Source organism: Chitinibacter sp. FCG-7, from assembly GCF_040047665.1.
Taxonomy (GTDB): Bacteria; Pseudomonadota; Gammaproteobacteria; order Burkholderiales; family Chitinibacteraceae; genus Chitinibacter; species Chitinibacter mangrovi.
Genome location: NZ_CP157355.1, coordinates 1,092,418 through 1,114,655, shown reverse-complemented (window position 1 = coordinate 1,114,655; position 22,238 = coordinate 1,092,418). Strand labels below are relative to the sequence as shown.

Genomic DNA, 22,238 nt, shown 5'->3' with positions numbered 1-22,238 from the left:
GCTAATTGCATTTTTAATCTCTGGAGCCTGAACATGAAACTTATCACTTTGACCGCTGTAGCCGCTCTGACCTTGTCTTCATTCACTTTTGCTGGCGCAGATTGCCCCAAACACCCGAAAGCGGAGTGGCTGAAAGAAGCCGATGCCAAAGCCAAAATTGAAGGCATGGGTTACAAAATCAAGAAATTCAAAGTCTCTGGCGAGTGCTACGAAATTTATGGCCACAATAAAGAAGGCAAAAAGGCCGAGGTGTATTTCGACACCAAAACACTGAATGTGGTGAAAGCTGAAATCGACTAAGCGTACCCCGCGCAGGATGTATTGCCGCATCCTGCTGTGCTATTGCATGGTATGTAGCTGTAGGCCTTATTAAATAAGGACTGTGGGTATATACCCTTGTGACTGAGTTATGATCTTGGAGTAACGATCATGAACAGAATCAAAGTATGGGACCCCGTCGTTCGCCTGCTGCACTGGACGCTGGCGCTGGCGGTGTTGATCAATTTTCTGAACGAAGGCGGCGACAGCTGGCACCGCTGGGAAGGCTACGCCGCCGCGGCATTGGTGATTAGCCGCATTATTTGGGGGTTTATTGGCAGCCGGTATGCACGCTTTAGCGACTGGTTTCCGCTGCCAAGCCGATTATTCCCGTATATTCAAAGCCTGCTGCGCGGCGAGCATCCGCGCTATCTGGGGCACAACCCGGTCGGTGCGGTGATGATGCTGTTTTTGCTTGTTATGGTGCTGGGCATGGCCATGACCGGCTATCTGATGGGCACCGATGCCTTCTGGGGCGAGGAATGGCTCGAAGAGCTGCATGAAGTGCTGGCCTATACCTTGCTGGGTGGTGTGGGGTTGCATGTGCTGGCGGCCGTGATCGAGAGTTATCGTCACAAGGAAAGCCTGCCCGCCGCGATGCTACATGGCTATAAACGCGCTTTAAACGACGATGCGCAGGTAAAAGACAGGGACTAAATCGAATGCGGGTGCTGCTGGTCGAAGACGATATTTTGCTGGGCGAGGGCGTGCAGGATGGCCTGAGCGACGCCGGTTTTGCTGTCGATTGGCTGCAAGATGGCGAAGCCGCGCGCACGGCGCTGTGCAGCAGCGAGCAATTTGATCTGCTGGTGCTCGATATTGCCTTGCCCCGGCTCACCGGTTTGCAATTGCTCGCCTGGTTGCGTGGGCCTCAATGCCCGCGCTATCAGCAAGTGCCGGTTTTGCTGCTGACCGCACGCGATGGGATTGAAGACCGCATCACTGGGCTCAATGCCGGTGCCGATGATTATCTGGTTAAACCTTTTGCCCTGGGCGAGCTGACTGCCCGGGTTCATGCACTGTTGCGCCGCGCACAGGGACGCAGCGGCAATGAGCTGGTCTGGCGCACCTTGCATCTGGATCCGGCGCGGCAAACTGCCACCCTGCACGGTGAGCCGCTGGTGCTGACGGCAATGGAGTTTCGCTTGCTGCATGTCTTGCTGGCCAATGCGCCCAATTATCTGTCGCGCAGCCAGCTTGATGACAAGCTATATGGCTGGGGCGGCGAGGTTGAGAGCAATACGCTGGATGTGCATTTATCGCATTTGCGCAAAAAGCTGGGCCGCGATGCGATTCAGAATATGCGCGGTCTGGGCTGGCGCATGGGTAGCCCATCGGCGACAGGCGAGGATTATTGATGTTCGGCCTGCAGCGGCTTCGCGCTCTTTTGACCCGCTCTTTATTATCGCGGCTCACAGCGCTGATTGTGCTCGCCACCTTGCTATCGTGGGTGAGCTTTAGTCTGGTTTTGCTGTACGAAGTGCGCAAGGAAACGTCCGAGCTGCTGGATAAGCAACTCGCTGCCTACACCGATATGCTGTGGCAGAATCTGGGCGATGATGACGATCTGAAGCCTTATCAGGCTTCCCATATTCAGCAGCACAAGCTGCAACTGGCGTTTGCCCTTTATGATACCGAGGCGCAATTGCAATCGAGCAATCTGGCGCAGGCCATTCCCTATCAAAGCGAAGCGGACGATGCACCCCATACCCTGCAATGGGCAGGCCAGCTGTGGCGGATTTGCGTACGGCAGGATGATGAACGGCAGTTGATTGTGGCCGAGCCGATACGCCACCATCGCAAGGTGGTGGCTGAAATCAGCGAGCATCTGGGGCAAACGGCTTTGCTGGCGCTGCTGCTTCTGCTGCCCCTACTGGTGTTTGCCATCCGGCGCGGCTTGCAGCCTTTGCAGCAAGTGACGCAGGCGCTGGCGCAGCGGGCACCGGATAATCTGGCACCGCTAACGCTCGACGTACCAGGCGAGATTGTGCCCATGCGCGACCGGCTGAATCTGCTGTTTGCGCAGGTTAGCGCCACGCTGCAGCGTGAACGCCGTTTTACCGCTGATGCTGCGCATGAGCTAAGAACACCGCTGGCCGGTTTGCGCGTGCAAATCGAGCTGGCACAAGGCAGCCCGCGGCATGACACGCGCGAGCGGGCCTTGGGGCGGGCGCTGGAAGGCGTTGATCGCACCACGCGGCTGGTGGCGCAATTGCTGGAAATGTCCCGTCTTGAGCATGGTGATAGCCCCGTTTTTAGCCCGCTCAATCTGGCCGATCTGGCTGCGCAAGTGCTGCAGGAAGCCGGAATCCCTGCGCAGCCCCCGCATTTGCTGCTCGATCAGCCCGCCCAGATCGCCGGACACGCCTTGCTGCTTAATTTATTGCTGCGCAATCTATTGGACAATGCCCAGCGTTACGCGGGCGAACAGGTGCTGATCGGTATTGAAATTCATGGCAGTGAGCTGCTGGTGTTCGATCATGGCTGTGGCGTGAGCGAAGAAACGCTGACGCGGCTGGGCGAGCGTTTTTACCGGCCAGCTGGCCAGCGCATGCCGGGTGCGGGTCTGGGGGCATCTATCGTGCTGCGCATCGCGCAACTGCACGGCGCAACGCTGCAATTTGCCAATCGGCCTGCAGGCGGCTTTCAGGTGCGGATCACTTTCAAACCGCTCTGATCAGGCGTGATTACTTCTGCGCCATCACACTGCTTTCCGGCGCGATGAGCTTGGCCAGTGTTTTGCGCAAATCACCTGTGAGCGGCGTGCCATCACGATACAGAATCACCGGATCGAGCAGCGGCTTTTCCCTGATTGCCAGCTGCGCCACATTATCGGGGCTGATGGTATAGCGGCCCAGTGTTCTGGCCAGCGGCCAGGGCAGATCGGGGAAAACCACGTAAGCGAGCTCTGAGCAGACAATCCGTTCGTGCGTTAGCACATCAAAATTGAAGTCGTATTCCTTGCCCACCTGTTCAATCGCAGTCAGCGCGGCAGTTTGCTGATCGTTGCTGCGGATCTCGCCGTTCTGGCGCAATACCAGCAAATCGTCGATGTCCAGAAAGCGTTGCAGCGGGCTGATGGTGACGCCGCTGCGCAGCGCTTCAACTATTCGCCCACCTTCGCGGATACTTTGCTGGTATTGCGCCGGGATTTGCGACCAGATGCCCAGCTCGCGCAATTCCTGCTCGCTGCCCAGCCAGATTGCCACATGGCCGTAATGGCCGGGAATCATTTTGTCGCTCAGGCGGAATGGCGTTTTTTCCAGCAGGATGTCCAGCGGTTTAAGCTGCTTTTCCAGCGCCGCCACTTCATCGGGTTTGAGTCTGGATAGCTTGCCGCCCCGCGTTTTGACCAGGCCGATCATATTGCCAAAGCCCATGCTCAGGCCGTAGCTCAGCGTGTTTTGCAGTTTTTTCTCGCCTTGCCCCACCGTATTGAACAGCTGGCGCAATGAGCCGGTGAGCGCCAGCGGATTGCCCTGATGCAGGGTGACGTACCAGATGGTGCTCTGGCTGAGCGCGTAATAATTGTTTTCATCATCACTGGCGGCTTTGCCCTGGCTGCGTCGATAGGCCATCAGCTGATCGACAAACTGCGTGGCGCGCTGCAGGCGAACCCGGTATTCGGATGAATAATAATTGTTCGATAGCTCGCGCAGCGTCGTTTTGCTGCGCACATCGTAGGTGAGCAGGTAGCCGATGGTGGCGTTGTCGCGATAGGGTTCGATGGCAATCTGGTAGCTGTCCATCAGCACCAATGCCGCAGCAAGGCCGCGCTGGATGTCGTGCAGCAGCCGTGCGCCCTTGGCGTCATTGGGGTTGACGTAGACTGTGCGGATACCACGCTGAATGCTGGGTGGCGGCTCGCTCAGAATCTGCTCGGCGTTGGTTGCGTGTTCGGTGCTCAGCGTGAGCTTGACGTTGGTTTGAAAGAGCGGTGCCATCTCGCTGGCATAGGGCAGCAGACGCGCACGCAATGCAATATAGCGCAGCGCCAGCTCGCGCATCTGATTGCTTTGTGCGCGGGTCAGCGCCGGGGTTTTCTGCTCGGTGATTTTGTGTTTGACGGCAAACTGATACGCCTCGGTGCGCAGCGCGACCAGATCGGCCACCTGCTGGCCAAATTCACTGCTGCTTGATCCCGCTTGCACACTCAGCGGCCAGACCAGTGTCAGTACCACACCAAGAAAAAAACGCCACATATTACCTCCCCAACAAGGCGCAAATCATCGCCTTGCTGGCGCAATCTGTAAAGAATTGCCCTGACAGTGTGCTGATTTCAGCCCATCTCTTCTTTAATCCATTTCAATCCGTTCCAATCCGCTCCAATCCATTTCAGGTCATTTCGATCCTGCTATACATAGCACCATTGAATCTATGCTTTTGCATGATTTTGGCATGCTGCTTGGGTAAACTGCGACCCAGACATCAATCTGCCGCACAAGGACAAGCAATGAATACACCGCAGGCTACAGGTGGCGTGAGCTTCTGGCAGGCTTTTCGTTTCTGGCTGCGGCTAGGCTGCGTGAGCTTTGGCGGGCCAGCCGGGCAAATTGCCATCATGCATCAGGAGCTGGTTGAAAAACGCCGCTGGATTTCCGAGCGCCGTTTCCTACATGCGCTCAATTACTGCATGCTGCTGCCCGGCCCGGAGGCGCAGCAGCTGGCGACATATATCGGCTGGCTAATGCATCGGCGACTAGGGGGTATTGTTGCAGGAGCTCTATTTGTATTGCCTTCGCTGGCAATACTGGTGGCAGTATCCTGGCTGTATCTGGCTTTTGGCGATGTACCGCTGGTAGCCGGGTTGTTTTACGGCATCAAACCGGCGGTGACGGCGATTGTGGCGCAAGCCGCGCACCGGATAGGTGGCCGTACGCTGAAAAACCGCGCGCTGTGGGCGATTGCCATTGCTGCCTTTATCGCGATTTTTGTCCTGCATCTGCCTTTCCCGTTGATTGTCGCGGCCGCAGCGCTGGCCGGATGGCTGGGCGGGCATTACACGCCGCAGTATTTTCAGGCCGGTGGCGGCCACGCGGCAGCGCAGGCTTCGTATGGCCCGGCGCTGATTGATGATCACACGCCCACCCCGGCGCACGCGCGCTTTCGCTGGGCTGGTTTGCTCGGCGTGGTGCTGGCCGGGCTGGCTTTATGGGCGCTGCCGATGGCCGCGCTGACGCTGTATTTTGGCTGGCAGCATACGCTGACGCAGATGAGCTGGTTTTTCACCAAGGCCGCGCTGCTGACTTTTGGCGGCGCGTACGCCGTGCTGCCCTATGTGTATCAGGGCGCGGTGGGGCAGTATGGCTGGTTGACGCCGACGCAAATGGTCGATGGGTTGGCGCTGGGCGAAACCACGCCGGGGCCGCTGATTATGGTGGTGGCTTTTGTCGGTTTTGTCGGCGGCTATGTGAAAGGCGTTTTTGGCCCCGACAGCCTGTTTCTGGCTGGCGCAGTGGCCGCGTGTCTGGTGACCTGGTTTACTTTTTTACCGTCGTTTGTGTTTATTCTGGCGGGTGGCCCGCTGGTTGAATCAACGCACGGCAATCTGAAACTGACCGCGCCGCTCACGGCGATTACTGCCGCCGTGGTGGGTGTAATCGTTAATCTGGCGCTGTTTTTTGCTTATCACGTGCTGTATCGACCCGAGGTGCAGGGCGGCAGCATCGACTGGATTGCACTCGCCATCGCAGTGGCCGCCGCTGTGGCTTTGTTCAAACTCAAGCGCGGCGTGATCGAGGTGATTGTGGGCAGTGCACTGATAGGCTGCGCACTCAGCCTGAGCGGCCTGGCCGCTTAATCAGCTGGCTTGCGGTCAGGCTTGCGGGGGCAATATCGCCGCCCGCAAATGAGCTGTGAATACACGTTTGATTCGTGTGACTGCTTCTTAGTGCGACTGGTTTTGGTGCGATGGTTGGCCATGTTCAGCATGATGGCCGTGGTGGCCATTGCCATCCATTTTAACCACGCCGCTAAATGAATCGAGCTGCTTGCGCTCATTGGCGCTCAATGTGCTCTGCTCGGCGCTGGATAGCGCTTTGAGCAGTTTGTTGGCTGTGGCATGGCTGGCTCCAGCCTGATGCAGCAGTGCGAAAGTCATTTCACCCGCGCACAATTGCGTTTGCCAACCGTGGGCGGTTTTCTTGAGCAGGGCACGACCGCCCCGATCCTGCTGCAACCAGCCCGCTACGGCGATCTGATCCACAATCACCACCGGCTTGACGGTCAGAGGCTGCTCCGGCTTATCCCACGCCGCTTTCATGGCATGCGTAATTTCAGCGGCATCATCGGCTAGAGCCAGTGGGCTCAAGCCCAGCAGTGTGCCTAGCAGTAGCGTCGCGATCAGGCGGGTGAAGGTTTGGCGCATGGTGTTTCTCCTGTTTAGTGGCCAGCGTGCGCGCTGCCCGATGCTTGATAAGTGATGGGTTCTACTTTGACTTCGACGACACTTTGGCCTGCTTTGGCAAAGTGTAGCGTCAGCGGGAATTTTTCGCCTTCCTGTAGCGCTCGTTTAAGACCCAGTAACATGATGTGATAGCCGCCGGGTGCCAGATGGGTTTCGCTATTGGCTTTGATCTCCAGCTGCGGCAGTGGGCGCATTTGCATGATGCCATCGACGACTTTCATGCTGTGAATTTCTACGCGTTCAGCCAGATCGCTACTTGCTTGTAATAATTGATCATCCTGTTTGCTGCGGATTTGCATGAACACACCCGCATTGCGAGCAGCGTTGACCGTCGTGCGCGCCCAGGGATGATGGATATTCAGGTGGGCGATTGTGTAGTCGTGCGCCAGCGACAGGCTGGCACTGGCCAGCAATACGCTGGCGAGCATGAATTGTTTAAGCATGGTTTAAAGCCTGAAAATGAATACGAATCGTATCGCCACTGAAGCCTGCTTTGAGCGGTCTGATGACGGCAAAAGCATCCGCTGCGCAAAGCTGGTTGGGCTGCGCTATTAAGGTTGCCTTGGGTGGCGATTCAAAATGAACTGCTGTGTCCGCTTGATTAGGCGGGGTATGTTGCGCTAAGGCTTATCCACGCTGCGGTGGAGCGTGACTCGGGGGGAGGGTATATATGCTGGTCGGTATAAAAAAACCTTCAGTCCGCGTCAGTCGGAGCGAGCTGACGTGCTCTCGAATTGAAGGTAAGGCCGACGGCGCCGGTGGTGGCGCCAGATGATTTCCCGCCTGAACGGCACAGCTTGGGCAAGCTGGCATGCCGTGTGCTGACGGGGAATCCGTACTGCTATTGGTTTGGAGATTGGCTGGCGTGCTGGCGGTGATTTTACTGCTGCTGGTGCTACAGAGCTGATTGAGTGCGGCCAGCGGATCGCTCTGCATGGTGTAGGCGTGGGCAAACGGCAGCAATAGGTACATCACCAGCGCCAGTAGCGCTAGCCAGAGTGTGCCTTGCCGATGAAAATGCCTTAGCTGCATGCTTAAAATCGTGAACCCAGTCAGGGTGTTGGGGAAAACTGCACAGATTCTAACCGAATCTGGCGAAATTCAGTGCTAATTTAGCGTTCCGGTCTGGCAAAGATTTTGTTCGGGAACAAAATTGGCACCTGCGCTACGCAGAACGCAGATGCCAATGGATCAAGCTTAATCCTTAAACCGAATCAGGCTTATTTCGGATAAGTATTGAGGTAGGCTTTGTGACCTTTGGCAAAATTGTAGCCATTGGTTTTGTCCCAGTTGATCGACCAGGTCATCACTCCGCGCAGATCTGGCTGCGCTGCGGCTGGCTTGTAGCTGCCGCAGTTTTGCAGCTTCATCAAGCAGTCGAGCGCTTTTTGCACTTCGGCGTTATTCATATAGCCGCCCGAAGGTGCCGCAGCAGGAATCGAAGGCAGACCAATACCCACTTGATCCGGGCGCAGCGGCGGGAAGAACTTGTTCGGGTCACGGCCCACATTGAAGCCGGTCAACAGCATGTCCGTCATCGCGACTTGGAAGTCAACTGTACCCTGGGTGTAGGTTTTGTCGTCCTTGCCGGTAATACCGCCCGAGTTGTAATGCTGAACATGCAGCAGGTTCAGCTCGTCACGCAGGCCGTGGATAATGCCTAGGTAACCACCCCAGATACCGCCAGATACGCCAAAACCACCCTGCACATAGGCGGTTTCTGGTGCCATCGTCAGCGTAAAGCCTGGGCCAAAGCGTTTTTTCAGCGCTTTCACACCGGCAACCAGATTCACGACTTGCGGGGTGGTTGGATTGCGGAAGTCTTCGCCAGCGGCAATCGACAGATTGTTTTCAATATCGATATCCACGCCATTAAAGCCGTATTTGGCAACGATGTCACCCAGACTCTGGATAAACACCTCACGTGCAGCCGGGCTGTCGATCACGATCGTGCCGTTAGCGCCGCCGAGCGAGACTTGTACAATCTTGCCTTTGGCTTGTTTTTCCTTGATGTCGGCAATGAATTCAGCTTCGTTAAATGCTTTGTCCAGCACGAACGTGGCTTTGCCCTTGGTCCAAGGATCGCCTTCCACAAAAGACACATTGATGATGTCGTATTCATCCGGTACGTCTTTGATGCGAATCACGCCAGAGCCATTTTCAAAGTTATGCCAGTAGCCCACGACAGCGTGTTTGGGCAGCGTTGGGCAATTGCTGGCGCAAGGCGTTGCCGTTGGTGCTGGCGTTGGTGTGGCAGTGACCACTGGCGTGGCGGTTGGTACTGGAGAAACGGTCGGGATAGGTGATGCTGTTGGTACTGATGTTGGGGTAGGTACGGCGGTTGGCGTTGGTGTCGCTGCTGTGCCGCTTACCAGTTTCCACGGGCCCCATTGATCGGCACCCGGTGCGTTGTTTTGGGTCCACCATTTGGCTTCGTACACTGCGCCGTTGTAGCTCACGCGCTGGCCGCCGGTGTACACCGCAGAGCTGCTCCAGGCGCTGACGCCAGAAATAGGCGTGGCAGTTGGTGCTGGTGTTGCCGTGGCGGGTGGCTGGGTTGGTGCATTATCGTGCGGGGTTGGTACTGCGGTGGGCACGGGGGTTGCGGTTGGTGCTGGAGTGGCTGTGCTATTGCTGGTGCCGGTTTCTTTCCATAGTGTTGGGGTGCTGGCCGGGTTCCAGTTAGCGCCTGCGTAGGCGGTGTGAGTGACTAGCGCGCTATAGGTTTTGCCGTTGTAATCCACCACCGTTCCTGCAGCATACGTGCTGCCTTCCTGCCAGGTGGCCGCGCTGACGCTGGCGGCGAGCATCAGCCCGCCAATGATTGCAGCAATACGGGTACGACGCATCAGGGTGCGTTGAGTCATTTTACGTCTCCATCCAGTTATTATCGGTATGCGGCTATTCTGTGGCCGCTATGGGTGCCAAATTTTCTCGGCCAGTTGATACTAAGTGATTCGGGTTCATGAGGCAATCTTGTGGCAAGTGCTTGTTGCAAAATACAATTTCTGCTTACAACCACATGACTAATGTGGGTATTGAATGAATATACTTCATCATTAATTATGTTTAATGATGATGTTATTCATGTTTGTGAATCGAGAAGTGATCGCCATGCCTTAGCAGTTACGCCCAGTCAGTTTCTAATTCCTCCTGTTCGCCTGTAAGAGGCAGCTTCTGAGCTGACCTAGCTGTGGCTGAAACCTTGCATCGCGTGGTTATGCGGCGGTGGATGATCCTTATAAAAAACAGACCCTGGTCTCGGCTCAAGACCAACACAAACGCACTCTGCAAACCAAACACCAACAGCCCTAGCGATCAAGTCCAAGCGTGGTGCTTGGGTGACGCGCGCGCTCTGAGCAAATGACCTAATGTTTGCGGCGCTTCCGGCTCCAGCACGATGAAAACTGCTTCCTCGGAAAACCCCTGCTTCGACAGAAAACTCGTCCTTCACTCAATGGTTTCCAATCGGCAATTTTTCAAACATAGGGTCTACGACCATGTTGATGGCGAACGCATGGTGCGAAACAAGGTCTGGTCCAAATGCTTCAGTAGTGGCTTGCATGAATAATATTCACGTTGTCGTTATATTTTATCATTTTTGTTCATGCTGCGGTTAGGGTATAAATTGCACCATGCTTAAAACGAAAATCTCGCAATACCTCTTCTGTGGATGAAATTTTCGTGGCGGACTGATATTCAATGGCACTATTTCCAAAATGAGCTTTCGGTGTGCTCAACGATAAAAATATTGCAGCTTATCCCTAATTACACCATAAGCTGTAAATCAGAAAAGCTGGAAACAAACTGTATTAGAGCGTCCGAAACTTAGCAATTTCAGAAAGAGCAAGCAATAGATTAGTGTGTTATTCATAATAAGGACGCCAAACTACAATGAGCAAAGATTTTACATTTTTTATTAAAAGTATCTGTTTTGATGAGAACTACCGTCCAGCAGACAATACACGCATTACAACCAATTTTGCTAACTTGGCAAGGGGGGAGCGTCGCCAAGAAAATTTGCGCAATACTTTAAGGATGATTGACAATCGTTTTAATGCTCTGGCGAATTGGGATAATCCTAAAGGTGATCGTTATTCTGTCGAGCTTGAAATTATTTCTGTTGAGATGAATGTTGATGTTGAAAGCAGCGCAAATGCTCTCCCTTTGATCGAAATGCTAAAAACAAGTATTGTTGATCGAAAAACAAACGAACGTATTGAAGGTGTTTTAGGAAATAATTTCTCATCTTACGTTCGAGATTATGATTTTAGCATATTGCTGCAAGATCATAATAAGGGGAGGGCTAAGTTTAGCATTCCGGATAATTATGGTGAATTGCATGGAAAGCTGTTCAAGAGTTTTGTAAATTCGAATGTATACAAAGATTATTTTAATAAGCAGCCTGTTATATGTCTGAGTGTGTCAAGCAGTAAAACCTATCAGCAGACTGCGAATCGGCATCCTGTACTGGGTATTGAATATCTGCAAGACGATTATTCTTTGACTGATGAGTATTTCAAAAAAATGGGTTTGAAAGTTCGCTATTTCATGCCTGCAAATAGTGTTGCTCCATTGGCTTTTTATTTCTCAGGTGATTTGCTTAGTGATTACACTGATCTTGAGCTTATGAGTACCATTAGCACAATGGAAACATTTCAGAAAATTTATCGTCCAGAAATTTACAATGCGAATTCAGTAGCTGGAAAAGCTTATCAACCTAGCTTGGAACACGAAGATTATTCATTAACTCGAATTATGTATGATCGCGAAGAACGTGCCCGTCTGGCCGTTGAGCAAGGAAAATTTGTTGAAGAGCACTTCATCAAGCCTTACCAGGCAACTCTTGCGCAATGGGCTGCAAATTACATTTGTTAATTAACAAAAATATAAAAGATAACTGATTATGAAAAAATTGTTACCAACCTCAACAGCAGGTAGTTTACCCAAGCCTTCTTGGCTTGCAGAACCAGAGAAATTGTGGTCGCCTTGGAAATTGCAAGGTGATGAATTAATTGAGGGGAAACACGACGCTTTACGTTTGTCATTGCAAGAGCAACAACAAGCAGGTATTGATATTGTCAGTGATGGCGAACAAACTCGTCAGCATTTTGTTACCACATTTATTGAGCACCTTAACGGTGTGGATTTTGAAAAACGCGAGACCGTTCGAATTCGTGATCGTTACGATGCAAGTGTACCTACCGTCGTTGGTGCGGTCTCTCGTCAGAAACCTGTTTTTGTTGAATATGCCAAATTTTTACGTCAGCAAACGAATCAAGCAATTAAATGGGCATTACCAGGGCCCATGACGATGATTGATACTCTTTATGATGGCCACTATAAAAGCCGGGAAAAACTTGCATGGGAATTCGCTAAAATTCTGAATCAAGAAGCCAAAGAACTAGAGGCGGCTGGTGTTGATATTATTCAGTTTGATGAGCCTGCATTTAATGTCTTTTTTGATGAAGTAAATGATTGGGGGGTTGCCACCTTAGAAAGAGCAATAGAGGGGCTAAAGTGTGAAACGGCTGTTCATATCTGTTATGGTTACGGTATCAAAGCCAATACTGATTGGAAAAAGACTTTGGGATCAGAGTGGCGGCAGTATGAAGAAGCTTTTCCCAAACTGCAAAAGTCAAATATTGATATTATCTCACTGGAATGTCACAACTCCCGAGTTCCAATGGATTTGATTGAGCTTATTCGGGGCAAGAAAGTGATGGTCGGCGCTATTGATGTGGCAAGCAATACCATTGAAACTCCAGAGGAAGTCGCTAATACACTCAGAAAGGCACTTCAGTTTGTCGATAGCGACAAACTCTATCCTTGCACCAACTGCGGCATGGCACCTTTGTCTCGTCAAGTAGCAAGAGGCAAACTTAATGCTTTAAGCGCTGGTGCTGCAATCGTTCGCAATGAATTGTTGGCATAATGCTAATCAATTAAATTTCCACAACAGAAGTAATTAAGTTTTACAGGGGCTAGATTGACGGCTCCTGTAGAATTGGAAAACTCGACATGGCTTTCCCATGTTATGTTGATATTATTTTTTATGGTCAGGTCAATAGTTTTCCATTTGGTAGAAAATAATATATTGGTTTAATTTCTTTGCTTGGTATGCTGATATTTTTAAGTAATGCTGAATTGATGAGTATTAAAATTGTGGTTCGCTTGAGGATTAAATGGTGATAGGATCGACTGAATTTAGAAGCGCAATGTCTCTGTTGACCAGTGCGGTCAGTGTTGTGACTACGGCAGGGGATTCTGGTTCTTATGGGTTTACTGCATCTGCAGTATGTAGTGTTACCGATTCACCGCCAACATTGCTAGTCTGTATGAATAGATCTTCAAATTCACATGCACATTTTTTAGAAAATAAAATTTTAGCAGTAAATGTCTTAGGGGCGCATCATCAATATATTTCAAAGGCATTTTCATCAAAAATAAGCCCAGAAGAACGGTTTGATTTTGGCGTATGGACAGAGCTGGAGACTGGCGCACCGGTGCTAGAGGATGCTTTAGTGAGTTTTGATTGCGAAATTGAACAAGTTCAAGAAGTAGGTACTCACGCTATTTTTATTTGTCGTGTTATAGCTATTCAACAAAGTCAACATGATCAAGGTTTGGTTTATTTTAATCGTACCTATAATTATGTTGGGCAGTCGAAAGTCGCTTAAAGCAAATTTTTTTCGGGTTTAGTTGTGGAATTAATAATATTTATTCTAATCGGCGTGTTGGCAGGATTTGCTGCTGGGCTTTTTGGCGTTGGTGGTGGACTTATCATCGTACCGCTCTTGTATGGGGTTTTTACCCAAATGGCTTATGACCCTGAAATCGTAATGCACTTAGCTTTAGGTACATCATTAGCGACTATTATTGTGACATCGATCAGCTCATTGCTGGCCCATCATAGCAATGAGGCCGTACTGTGGCCTGTATTCAAGAAACTAGCACCCGGATTAGCAGTCGGGTCTTTTTTGGGGGCCGGTATTGCAGGATTATTATCTAGTGCCAAGTTGCAGCTCATTATTGGCTCATTTGCAATTTGGGTGGCATATAAAATGTTTGTTGGTGCAAAAAAGGCAGTTGATCAGGGTAAAGTACTTCCATCAACGACTAAACAAATATGTGCAGGTGCAGGGATAGGCGTTGCATCCGCAGTTTTTGGAATTGGCGGAGGCAGTTTAACAGTGCCATATCTTAATTATTATGGTGTGGTTATGCAAAAAGCGGTTGGGACATCAGCAGCATGCGGATTGCCAATTGCAGTTGCTGGTGCAATCGGCTTTGTATTTTTTGGCGTAAATGACAGAGCTTTAGTTGCAAACAGCCTTGGTTATGTTCATGTTTATGCTTTTATTGGCATAAGCTCAATGAGCTTTTTTACTGCAAAGTTAGGCGCTAAAGTAGCACATTCACTATCACCCCAAATGTTGAAGAAGTGTTTTGCATGCTTATTAAGCACTGTTGGCTGTTACTTCATCTTTGAAGGGTTGTAATTAATTAACTGACTGATTTCATATCAGGGTGGCAGCCTATCTAGAATTTCACCCGCAGTTGCTCAGTGCTGCGGCCGCCGTGGTGCACTTTGTTAACAAGGTCAACAAGATCGGCGATTACGAAATCCCGCGCCGCTTGCGCCTGCAGGGACTGGGTGATGATAGCGCGTCGATTCGCGCCTTTGGCCTTGATGTGGTCACCGAGCTGGCCGAGCGCTTGCTGGCCAACGGCGCACCGGGCTTGCATTTTTACACGCTGAACTCGGCATCAGCCGTGTCGACAATATGTCAGCGCTTGGGGTATGGCGCTGTAGGTCAAGGCCAGATTGTCCTGCAGAGCAATACCCTTGAGCTGGTTTAAAGCGTTTTCTTCATCGGTGCCGCGCGGTTGCTGGGCACGATGCGGGCGCTCTGGCCATCGCTGATCACATCAACCTGCTGACCCACACTCAGGGCCAGATCTGCATCCTGAATCACCACCAGCCGCTCGCCATTATCGTGCATATGGATGGTCAGCTCTTTGGCCGGTTTGCGCATGATGTTTTTTTCAATCTGGTTGCCCAGCAAGCCGCCGAGCAAAGCGCCGATTGTGCCACTAATCACCGTACCGCTGCCCTTGCCGATATTGGACGAAGCGCCCACACCGCCAATCACCGCGCCCACAATCGAGCCGATGCCGGTGCTGCTATCGTCGATCTGCACATCGCGCACATTCTCGATCACGCCAGCGCGTGCAGTGGCCAGCTGTTTCATTTCGTTTTTCTTGTATACATTGGCTGAATCGGCAGTGATGCAGCCTGTCAGTACCGTGCAGAGGGCGAGCAGGGCGCCGAGCAAATAGTGTCGAGTGCGCATGGCAAGCTCCTTGATCTGTCGTTGAAAGAATAAAAACTATTCTACGCTTTCAAGCGGATGATGACACTGTGCATTCTGCCAAGCCTTAGTTGTGCTGGGAAAACCGCTGTGCTTCGAGTGCCTCGTCTGCGTTAGACTGTTTCATAAGACGCTTGGCCGTGTACATTCGCAGGTCGGCACAGCTTAGCAATTGCTGTTCAGTCAGTCCGTCAGCCGGGTAGCAGCTAAGCCCGACGCTGGCAGCTACACGGATTGTGTGACTGCCCACTTGCACGGGCGCGTTGATCTGCGCGACCAGCTTATCGGCCACCGCTTGCGCGATCGTGGCATTGGCGTTGTCCAGCAAAATCACAAATTCATCGCCACTCAGGCGGGCAACCATATCCATCTGGCGGACTCCGGCGCACAGCCGCCGGGCTACTTCTTGCAAAAGACCATCTCCGGCAGCATGCCCGTAGCAATCGTTGATGGCCTTAAAACCATTCAGATCCATAAACAGCAAGGAGAAAGGGTGGTGTTCGCGCTCAGCACGGGCGATGGCATGGCCTATGCGCTCGGCCAGCAGCACGCGGTTGGGAAGCTGGGTCAGATCATCGTACAAGGCCATTCGTTTGAGCTGTTCTTGCAGGGTTTTGTATTCGATGGCGGAAGCAATCTGGCCGGAAACAAATTGCAATAATTCAAGATCTGGGGCCTCGTAGCTCACGCTGCCTTCATAGCTGCCCAAGGCCAGCACACCAAAGGCGCCGCGCCCGGCATTCAAAGGAACCCCCAGCCAGCTGGTCAGCCTGCGGCCATCGGTATGCGGGATTGCGCAGGACAATTGCGCCGCATCATTTAGCAGCAAGGGCTCGCCAGAGGCAAGAATCTGGTCGAACATGGCCGACAGCCCCATCGCCGCTGCGTGCTGATTGGCCAGTGCCTGCGGGTAGGGAAAAACTAGTCTTGCGTCCTGGCCGGGCCGGATGGCAACGGTGAAAGCCGTAGCAGGCAGCAGCTGGCCAATGATCTGATGGGTTTGTCGATACAGAGCTGGCAGATCGTCGGCTTCGATGACCAGCTGGGCAATTGCATACATTGCCGCCTGCATGGACTGGGCCCGTTTGCGGACAGTGACATCCCTAGCCACCGCAATGCGCACGCGCTCGGTCTCTGACCACATCGCCGACCACATGATGTCCACCAGATGGCCGTTTTTATGGATGTAGCGGTTTTCAAAGCCAACCCATGGCCGTCCGGACATGACGTTGCCAGCTTCGGCCAGCGTGCGTTCACGGTCTTCGGGGGCAACCAGGCTGATCATTTCGCGCCCGATCATTTCGGCCTGCGTATAGCCAAAAACCCGCTCGCAACCCGCGCTGACATATATGACGCGACCATGCTCATCAACCACGCAAATGGCATCCAGCAGCTGGTTCAGTATGCTGGCCAGCAGCGAATAATGTTTGACTTCCATCTTCATGAAATGGCTTCCAAAAATAAACCGCCACCGGCTTTCAATGTTGGATACAGAGTAGTGAATCGTGCCACCGGCGTGATGAGTCCATGGCTTGAAACGATTGCAGGATTCATCTTAAGCCAAGTCTGCGTATCTGCTAGCTTCGATTGTGGCCAGATTGTCTCTCTGCCGCCTATTGGCTGCAAAACTTAAGTTGCGCCATGTCGTGGTAGACGCACATTAATTGTGGCCGGACGAAGGAGAATCCCTAGCGCACTACGATGTCTGCTCCAGCATCGGCAGCAGGGCAGACAGGCCTTGATCGAGTGCTGTGCGCTGCGCATCGGATAGTGGCGACAGGATGTGCTGCAGATTGCGGGTGTGCGCTTCGATGGCTTCATCAATCAGCGTCAGGCCGTTCTCGCTCAGCTGCACCAGCAGGCTGCGGGCATCTTGCGGATTGGCTATGCGGCAGACCAGGCCCCGGTTTTCCAGCTGTTGCAATTGCCGGGTCATCGTACCCGAGGCCAGCATCAGTGCCGAAAACAGCGCGGTGGGTGCCAGGCAATATGGCGCGCCAGCGCGGCGCAGCGTGGCCAGTACGTCAAACTCCCAGCTGCTTAAATCATATCGCGCAAAGAGCTGATCCATTTGCCGCTGCATCAAGGCTGCACTGCGTTTAAGCCGGCCTGCCGTACCCATGGCGCGCGTGTCGAGTGCCGGTTTTTCCTGTTGCCACTGCGCTAGAACGCCATCGACAAAGTCGGCTGGCCCTATTGCTGCTGTCTGTGCTGCTTCTTTCATTTTTATTCCCTCAATATATCTTGCATTCGAGATAAATTGCCCGTAGAGTGATTATATCTTGAATGCGAGACAAAATCATGCGCGCTTTGTTAAACCCTCATTTACTGCTCACCGCGCTGGCTCCGCTGATCTGGGGTTCCAGCTATATCGTGACTTCCCAGCTCTTGCCGCCCGATCGGCCGTTTACGGCGGCGCTAATCCGTGTGTTGCCCGCCGGGCTGATTTTGCTGGCGCTGCAATGGCAGCGCCCAGCTGCAGGTCAGTGGAGCAAGGTATTGCTGCTGTCGCTGCTGAATATCAGCCTGTTTCAATCGCTGCTGTTTATTGCGGCTTATCAGCTGCCCGGCGGTCTAGCGGCGGTGATCGGCGCGATTCAGCCTTTGCTGATTCTGGCGCTGATCTGGATGTTGGAAAAAATCAAACCTGCATTCTGGCTGGTGTGCGCCTGCCTGATGGGCGTGCTGGGCATGAGCGCTTTGCTACTGGCTCCCGATAGCAGCTGGAGCATATCCGGTGTACTGGCGGCATTGGCAGGAGCGGCGTGTATGGCGACGGGTACCTATTTAACCCGGCGCTGGGCTTTGCCTCTGCCGGTGCTGGCGCTCACGGGGTGGCAGCTCTTACTGGGCGGGGTGCTGCTCTTGCCGGCCATGCTGTGGCTGGATGCGCCACTGCCAGCTTTAAGGCCCAGCCAGCTGCTGGCTTATGCCTACCTATGTATTTTTGGCGCGTTGATTGCCTATGTGCTGTGGTTTCGCGGCATGCGCTCGCTATCGGCTGTGGCGGTGTCTGCGCTGGGTCTGCTTAGCCCGCTGTCGGCAGTGGTGTTGGGCTGGTGGCTGCTGGGCGAGGCAATGAGCCCGCTGTCGCTCGCCGGTTTGTTGATTGTTTTTGCCAGTGTCATGGCGGTGCAGTGGTTTGCGCGGCCCGTTCCTTCATCCCTTCAGGAGAAATAAACCATGTCATATTTCATCCCACATCCCAACCCACATCCTATCCATCAACTGATCGAGGCGCGCCGTTCGATCAATCATTTTGACCCGCAGTGCCAGCTGGACGATCAGCAGATTGAAATGCTGGTCGATCTGGCTACACGCTCGCCCAGCGCGTTTAATTTGCAAAACTGGCAATTTATCGCCGTGCGCAGCCAGCCGCACAAGCAGCGCTTGCAGCAACTGAGTTTTGGCCAGCAAAAAGTGGCCGACGCAGCGGTGACATTTATTGTGTGCGGGGTGCGCAATGGGTATCAGGCGCTGGCCAGCGTGCTGGCAGGCTCGGTGGAGCAGGGGGCTATTCCGGCTGCACTGGCCGATAGCTGGGTGGCCATAGCCAGCGCCACCCAGCACGAGCAGCCGCAAGCGCAGCGCGACGAGGCCATCCGTTCGGCATCCTTAGCCGCAATGACGCTAATGCTGGCCGCCGAAGGCATGGGGCTGGGCAGCTGCCCGATGACAGGATTTGATCACGACGCGCTGATTGAGGAATTTGCACTTGGCGACGAGCTGATTCCGGTCATGCTGGTCACCGTCGGCCGCCCGCTGGCGAGCAACTGGGCGCAAAAGCCCCGCAAGCCGCTACAGCAGGTGTTGACTGTGGTTTGAGGATTGGTTGGAGTAATGCCTGAAATATATATTCAGCCACCCTCGGGTGGCTGGCCTGCTTAGAGTGCGCGGCGGCGATACCAGCCGGTGAGTGAATAGCGATCACGCCGAGCTGGTAGCACTTCATGCTCGAACCGATCCGACATAAACACCGCCAGCGTGCCGCCGTAGGGGGTGACGTCCAGCTGCTCGCCGTCATTCAGGTACAGCCGCAGCTGGCCGCCATCGTCGGTGTGCCAATCCGGATTGAGGTATTGCACCACGGTCACCACGCGTGTGTCCTGCGCGCGGTGCTGATCCAGATGACGCTGGTAAAACGCGCCCACCGGATAGTGGGCAAAATGCCATTCCAGCTCGGCCAGGCCCAGAAACAGCTCGCGATTGAGGTGCTGCTGCAATTGGGCCATGCGTGCATTGGCTTGCTGCATGGCTTCATCGTGATCTTCAATCCACAGCACCGAATCGCCGCGAATATCATTGCGCACCTGATGCGCTGCCTCGCGGCCAACGCCAGCGCGGTGAAAAGCCTCACGTCTTTGCTGCGCCAGCTGATGCAGCTCGCTCACCGTTTGGGCATCAAGAAAATCGGGCACAATGATCCAGCCCTGCTCGGCCAGCGCATCGCAGATCGAGGTGTATACCGCTTCACTCATTGACTTTGTCTACCTGTTTGGGCGCAATAAAAAAATCGACCGGACGCTGCCAGAACCGTTTCCACAGCAGGCCGAGTACGGGTTGCAATTCACCCAGGCGGCGTTTGCGCGAGCGCAGCGCCACCCACAGGGCCAGTACAAAGCTGGTGACCAGATTGGTGGTACCGATCAGCGCCACGCCGAGCAAGCCCCAGATCACACTCCACATCGGCAGGTAAAAATCATTGGCCGCCAGCACAAAGGAGAAATTGGCCGCCGAGAAAGTAATGTGGCGAATATCAATCGGCAGGCCTAGCAAAATCCCTACCGTGCCAATGCAGCCGAGCATAAAGCCGAAATAGAAATTCCCCGCCAGCGCGCCCAGATTGTGCTCGATATACTGTGCCAGCCGCTGGCTACGATAATCGCCAATGGTTTTGCGCAGTAGTGGCAGGGCGGCAATGCGCTGCGGAATCTTGTTATACAGCGCCTTATTGTCGTAGTAGCCCGAAATCAGCCCGGCCATAAACAGGCAGACACCGGCAATCGCCGCATGCGGCACGCCCATGCCGGAAATCGGCATCAGATCATGCATCAGATGCGCAGCTTTTTCGGGGCCGACCACATGGCTGCCCAGGCTATCCCACCACAGCCAGGCAATCGCCAGCGCCACCGGCATGGCCAGCAACACATTGCCCAGAATGGCAATAAACTGCGTGCGTACCACTTTGACGATCAGCTCGACCAGCGTGCCATAGCCTTCCTTGCTACCCGGTGCGGGCAGGGCGGCGGCAATGCGGGCAGCAGTCATTGCGGGCTGCTTGGTGGCAATGGTGCAATGCATGATGTGAATCAGCATAAAGCCGATGGCGTAATTCAGGCTGAAGGCAAATGCTTCGAGCAGCAGCGGCAGATGCGCCTTGCTGATCAGGATTTTAATCAGCGCCATAAAGCCGACCACCACCCCGGCACCAGCGGCTGAGCGGAACATATCCAGCCATTCGCGGCGCGATTCGCTGGTGTAGTGCTCGCCGGTATGGCTGGCGTGTTCGGTAATCTGCAGCGCCAGCAGCTCGGTATTTTCGCTAAATACATCGCGCACGCTGTTTTTGCGGTTTTCTGCCGTGACCAGTGCCTTGAACAGGCGAATCAGCGCGTCGGCCTGCTCGCCTTTGGGGTCGACCAGCTCGAATAGCAGCTTCATGCGGTCGATATGCTGCTTTAAGCGCAATAAATGATAAGTCAGGCTGACCGATGCGCCGTTTTTGGACGCGTATTTCCACACCTTGCCCATGATCGCTTCGCACTGTTCCAGCAATACCAGTAAATGGCTGTGGTCTTCGTCCGGCGCTCGGCGCGCGGTGAGATCGTGGCGGTATTGCTCGATGTAATTGAGCACTTCGGCATTCAGGCGCACAAAGGGCGACTCGAAGCGCTCAACATCCGGGTGATTGCGGATGATTTCCGGCTCCAGGCCAATGGCCGAAATCCGGCACGACAAAACCTGGATGGCTTCCAGCTGCTGCAGGCGGATATGCGGCGGAACTTCGTTTTCCTGCAGCTCGTGCATATGTAGTGCCTGGCCGATTTCATACCATACCTCCTGGGGGAGTGCGTCCAGCCACAAGTAATCATTTGGCTTGTGGAAGATTACCCCCAGTAAATCACTGAAATGCTCTTCATTGATGGTGGGAGGCAACAGCTTGGCACCAATGCGGCGCTTCACCGCCGTCATCATGCTCTCGTTGAGCAAGATGCCCGTCTCGGTATACAGATTTACCTGCCGGGTATTGTCGAGTAGCGAGAAAAACTCACGACGCAAAGAAGCCCGGTATTCAGGATTTTGTTCCAGCAGATAACACAGCGCGCGAATATTATTCACCGCCGTCACCTGATCATCCGCCCTAGCTGGGCGCAGTGCATTGACCAGCGCAGTGAGTTTGCCCAGTGAATCCTGATCGGTCTTGCTGTTTTGCATCTCGCGCAGCAGTTGTTCCATTGCTTATATCCTCTCTGATCGGGCATTACCAAATTGGATTTGGTTTCTGCAGAAAGTTAGGTTCAATTTGTTTTTCTACGGCTGAAAAAGAATAGAGCCACGCTCAGTAAAAAAGATCCGATACATATCGTCGCTACAATTGTGGCGTCGAGCGCCAAGCAATCATTGTTATTGCTGCGACATACCCGAAAAAATACATGTCCACCTTGAGCATATTGATAAAAAAGCAGGTATCCCGATAGCAGCGTAAACACAAAACAGATTACCGCGATACATTTTAAAAATATTCGGCTGAATTTTGTTCTTATCGTCATGATGCGCCTTTTGCCGCTCAGACAATGTGTGGTGCCGTTGCCACTTCAAGTTGCGTCAAATAAAACATCGCCTGTTCACGATTTTCTCCGCACATTTCCATCGAAGGTTGCAGCCCGCCGCAGACGGCGGGTCGGCTGGCTTGCCCGAATAATTCGCACCTTAAATCGTCCATTAAATGCAGGCAGGGCAGCCCCGCCGCTTTGCCATGCGGGTGTTTGGGGGTCGGGCTGGAAATGGATGGGGCGGTGCAGCAGGCACCACAGTGTGATCGACATTGCATTGCGCCGATTATACCTGATACCTGTCTACATCAAGTCTGACAAGGTTGGTGCTTAGTGGGCGCGGCTTTGGTACATTGGCAGACTGAT

The 22,238-nt window shown here is 53.3% G+C and carries 22 protein-coding genes and 1 pseudogene; 12 read left to right on the top strand and 11 right to left on the bottom strand.

Features of this window, described 5'->3' with window-relative positions:
- Positions 1-33: 33 nt before the first annotated feature.
- The 4 genes from ABHF33_RS05140 (at position 34) to ABHF33_RS05125 (ending at position 2,995) form a co-directional block, all read left to right on the top strand.
- Positions 34-300, top strand: coding sequence for a PepSY domain-containing protein (locus ABHF33_RS05140; RefSeq protein WP_348945944.1), 267 nt, complete (start codon positions 34-36; stop codon positions 298-300).
- A 129-nt stretch (positions 301-429) separates the two neighbouring features.
- Positions 430-975 carry a cytochrome b/b6 domain-containing protein gene (locus ABHF33_RS05135; protein WP_348945943.1) on the top strand — a complete coding sequence of 182 codons (546 nt, stop codon included), beginning with the start codon at positions 430-432 and terminating at the stop codon, positions 973-975.
- A gap of 5 nt (positions 976-980) precedes the next feature.
- Positions 981-1,676, top strand: a complete 696-nt coding sequence (locus tag ABHF33_RS05130; RefSeq protein WP_348945942.1) for a response regulator transcription factor — start codon at positions 981-983, stop codon at positions 1,674-1,676.
- Positions 1,676-2,995, top strand: a complete 1,320-nt coding sequence (locus ABHF33_RS05125) for an ATP-binding protein (protein WP_348945941.1) — start codon at positions 1,676-1,678, stop codon at positions 2,993-2,995. The genes ABHF33_RS05130 and ABHF33_RS05125 overlap by 1 nt, the downstream gene beginning before the upstream one ends.
- A 10-nt stretch (positions 2,996-3,005) precedes the next feature.
- Here ABHF33_RS05125 and ABHF33_RS05120 read toward each other — a convergent pair whose 3' ends face one another.
- A complete protein-coding gene (locus ABHF33_RS05120) occupies positions 3,006-4,520 on the bottom strand; it encodes a YiiX/YebB-like N1pC/P60 family cysteine hydrolase (protein ID WP_348945940.1) in 1,515 nt (504 codons plus the stop codon).
- 251 nt (positions 4,521-4,771) lie between these two features.
- Here ABHF33_RS05120 and chrA point away from each other — a divergent pair, with 251 nt between their 5' ends.
- Positions 4,772-6,118 carry a chromate efflux transporter gene (gene chrA / locus ABHF33_RS05115; protein WP_348945939.1) on the top strand — a complete coding sequence of 449 codons (1,347 nt, stop codon included), beginning with the start codon at positions 4,772-4,774 and terminating at the stop codon, positions 6,116-6,118.
- 87 nt (positions 6,119-6,205) lie between these two features.
- Here the strand turns inward: chrA and ABHF33_RS05110 are convergent, their stop codons facing one another.
- The 4 genes from ABHF33_RS05110 to ABHF33_RS05095 form a co-directional block, all read right to left on the bottom strand.
- Positions 6,206-6,685 carry a copper uptake system-associated protein gene (locus ABHF33_RS05110; protein WP_348945938.1) on the bottom strand — a complete coding sequence of 160 codons (480 nt, stop codon included), beginning with the start codon at positions 6,683-6,685 and terminating at the stop codon, positions 6,206-6,208.
- Positions 6,686-6,699: 14 nt separating this feature from the next.
- Entirely contained in the window at positions 6,700-7,167 is a 468-nt protein-coding gene (locus ABHF33_RS05105) for a copper chaperone PCu(A)C (protein WP_348945937.1), read from the bottom strand.
- Positions 7,168-7,351: 184 nt separating this feature from the next.
- Positions 7,352-7,756: a DUF2946 family protein gene (locus tag ABHF33_RS05100; RefSeq protein ID WP_348945936.1), complete on the bottom strand. Its 405-nt coding sequence runs from the start codon at positions 7,754-7,756 to the stop codon at positions 7,352-7,354.
- A 188-nt stretch (positions 7,757-7,944) separates the two neighbouring features.
- The gene (locus ABHF33_RS05095; protein WP_348945935.1) at positions 7,945-9,591 is read right to left on the bottom strand and encodes a chitinase; all 1,647 of its coding nucleotides are present in this window, start codon (positions 9,589-9,591) and stop codon (positions 7,945-7,947) included.
- Positions 9,592-10,618: 1,027 nt separating this feature from the next.
- Between ABHF33_RS05095 and ABHF33_RS05090 the strand changes: the two genes are divergently transcribed.
- The 5 genes and pseudogenes from ABHF33_RS05090 to ABHF33_RS05070 all read left to right on the top strand — a co-directional run.
- Entirely contained in the window at positions 10,619-11,602 is a 984-nt protein-coding gene (locus tag ABHF33_RS05090; RefSeq protein WP_348945934.1) for a DUF1852 domain-containing protein, read from the top strand.
- Positions 11,603-11,630: 28 nt separating this feature from the next.
- Positions 11,631-12,659, top strand: coding sequence for a methionine synthase (locus ABHF33_RS05085; RefSeq protein ID WP_348945933.1), 1,029 nt, complete (start codon positions 11,631-11,633; stop codon positions 12,657-12,659).
- Positions 12,660-12,942: 283 nt separating this feature from the next.
- Complete coding sequence (locus tag ABHF33_RS05080) at positions 12,943-13,404, top strand: flavin reductase (protein WP_348945932.1); 462 nt, start codon at positions 12,943-12,945, stop codon at positions 13,402-13,404.
- 24 nt (positions 13,405-13,428) lie between these two features.
- Entirely contained in the window at positions 13,429-14,226 is a 798-nt protein-coding gene (locus ABHF33_RS05075) for a sulfite exporter TauE/SafE family protein (protein WP_348945931.1), read from the top strand.
- Between the two features lie 16 nt (positions 14,227-14,242).
- Positions 14,243-14,587 (top strand): annotated as a pseudogene (locus tag ABHF33_RS05070) (methylenetetrahydrofolate reductase); the annotation flags it as partial.
- Here ABHF33_RS05070 and ABHF33_RS05065 read toward each other — a convergent pair.
- From ABHF33_RS05065 to ABHF33_RS05055, 3 genes are all read right to left on the bottom strand, one after another.
- On the bottom strand, positions 14,584-15,081 hold the full coding sequence (locus tag ABHF33_RS05065; protein ID WP_348945930.1) for a glycine zipper domain-containing protein: 498 nt from the start codon (positions 15,079-15,081) through the stop codon (positions 14,584-14,586). The pseudogene ABHF33_RS05070 and the gene ABHF33_RS05065 sit on opposite strands and share 4 nt — an antisense overlap.
- Positions 15,082-15,166: 85 nt before the next feature.
- Positions 15,167-16,543 carry a diguanylate cyclase domain-containing protein gene (locus tag ABHF33_RS05060; RefSeq protein WP_348945929.1) on the bottom strand — a complete coding sequence of 459 codons (1,377 nt, stop codon included), beginning with the start codon at positions 16,541-16,543 and terminating at the stop codon, positions 15,167-15,169.
- Positions 16,544-16,795: 252 nt separating this feature from the next.
- Entirely contained in the window at positions 16,796-17,323 is a 528-nt protein-coding gene (locus tag ABHF33_RS05055) for a MarR family winged helix-turn-helix transcriptional regulator (protein WP_348945928.1), read from the bottom strand.
- 77 nt (positions 17,324-17,400) lie between these two features.
- Here ABHF33_RS05055 and ABHF33_RS05050 point away from each other — a divergent pair, with 77 nt between their 5' ends.
- Together ABHF33_RS05050 and ABHF33_RS05045 are read left to right on the top strand one after the other, a co-directional pair.
- Positions 17,401-18,279, top strand: a complete 879-nt coding sequence (locus ABHF33_RS05050; RefSeq protein ID WP_348945927.1) for an EamA family transporter — start codon at positions 17,401-17,403, stop codon at positions 18,277-18,279.
- Positions 18,280-18,282: 3 nt separating this feature from the next.
- Positions 18,283-18,924, top strand: a complete 642-nt coding sequence (locus tag ABHF33_RS05045; protein ID WP_348945926.1) for a nitroreductase family protein — start codon at positions 18,283-18,285, stop codon at positions 18,922-18,924.
- A gap of 59 nt (positions 18,925-18,983) precedes the next feature.
- Here the strand turns inward: ABHF33_RS05045 and ABHF33_RS05040 are convergent, their stop codons facing one another.
- From ABHF33_RS05040 to ABHF33_RS05030, 3 genes are all read right to left on the bottom strand, one after another.
- Complete coding sequence (locus ABHF33_RS05040; protein WP_348945925.1) at positions 18,984-19,577, bottom strand: 2OG-Fe(II) oxygenase; 594 nt, start codon at positions 19,575-19,577, stop codon at positions 18,984-18,986.
- Positions 19,570-21,555 carry a site-specific recombinase gene (locus ABHF33_RS05035; protein WP_348945924.1) on the bottom strand — a complete coding sequence of 662 codons (1,986 nt, stop codon included), beginning with the start codon at positions 21,553-21,555 and terminating at the stop codon, positions 19,570-19,572. Before ABHF33_RS05035 ends, ABHF33_RS05040 begins: the two co-directional genes overlap by 8 nt.
- Positions 21,556-21,886: 331 nt before the next feature.
- Positions 21,887-22,150, bottom strand: a complete 264-nt coding sequence (locus ABHF33_RS05030) for a hypothetical protein (protein ID WP_348945923.1) — start codon at positions 22,148-22,150, stop codon at positions 21,887-21,889.
- Positions 22,151-22,238 lie beyond the last annotated feature (88 nt).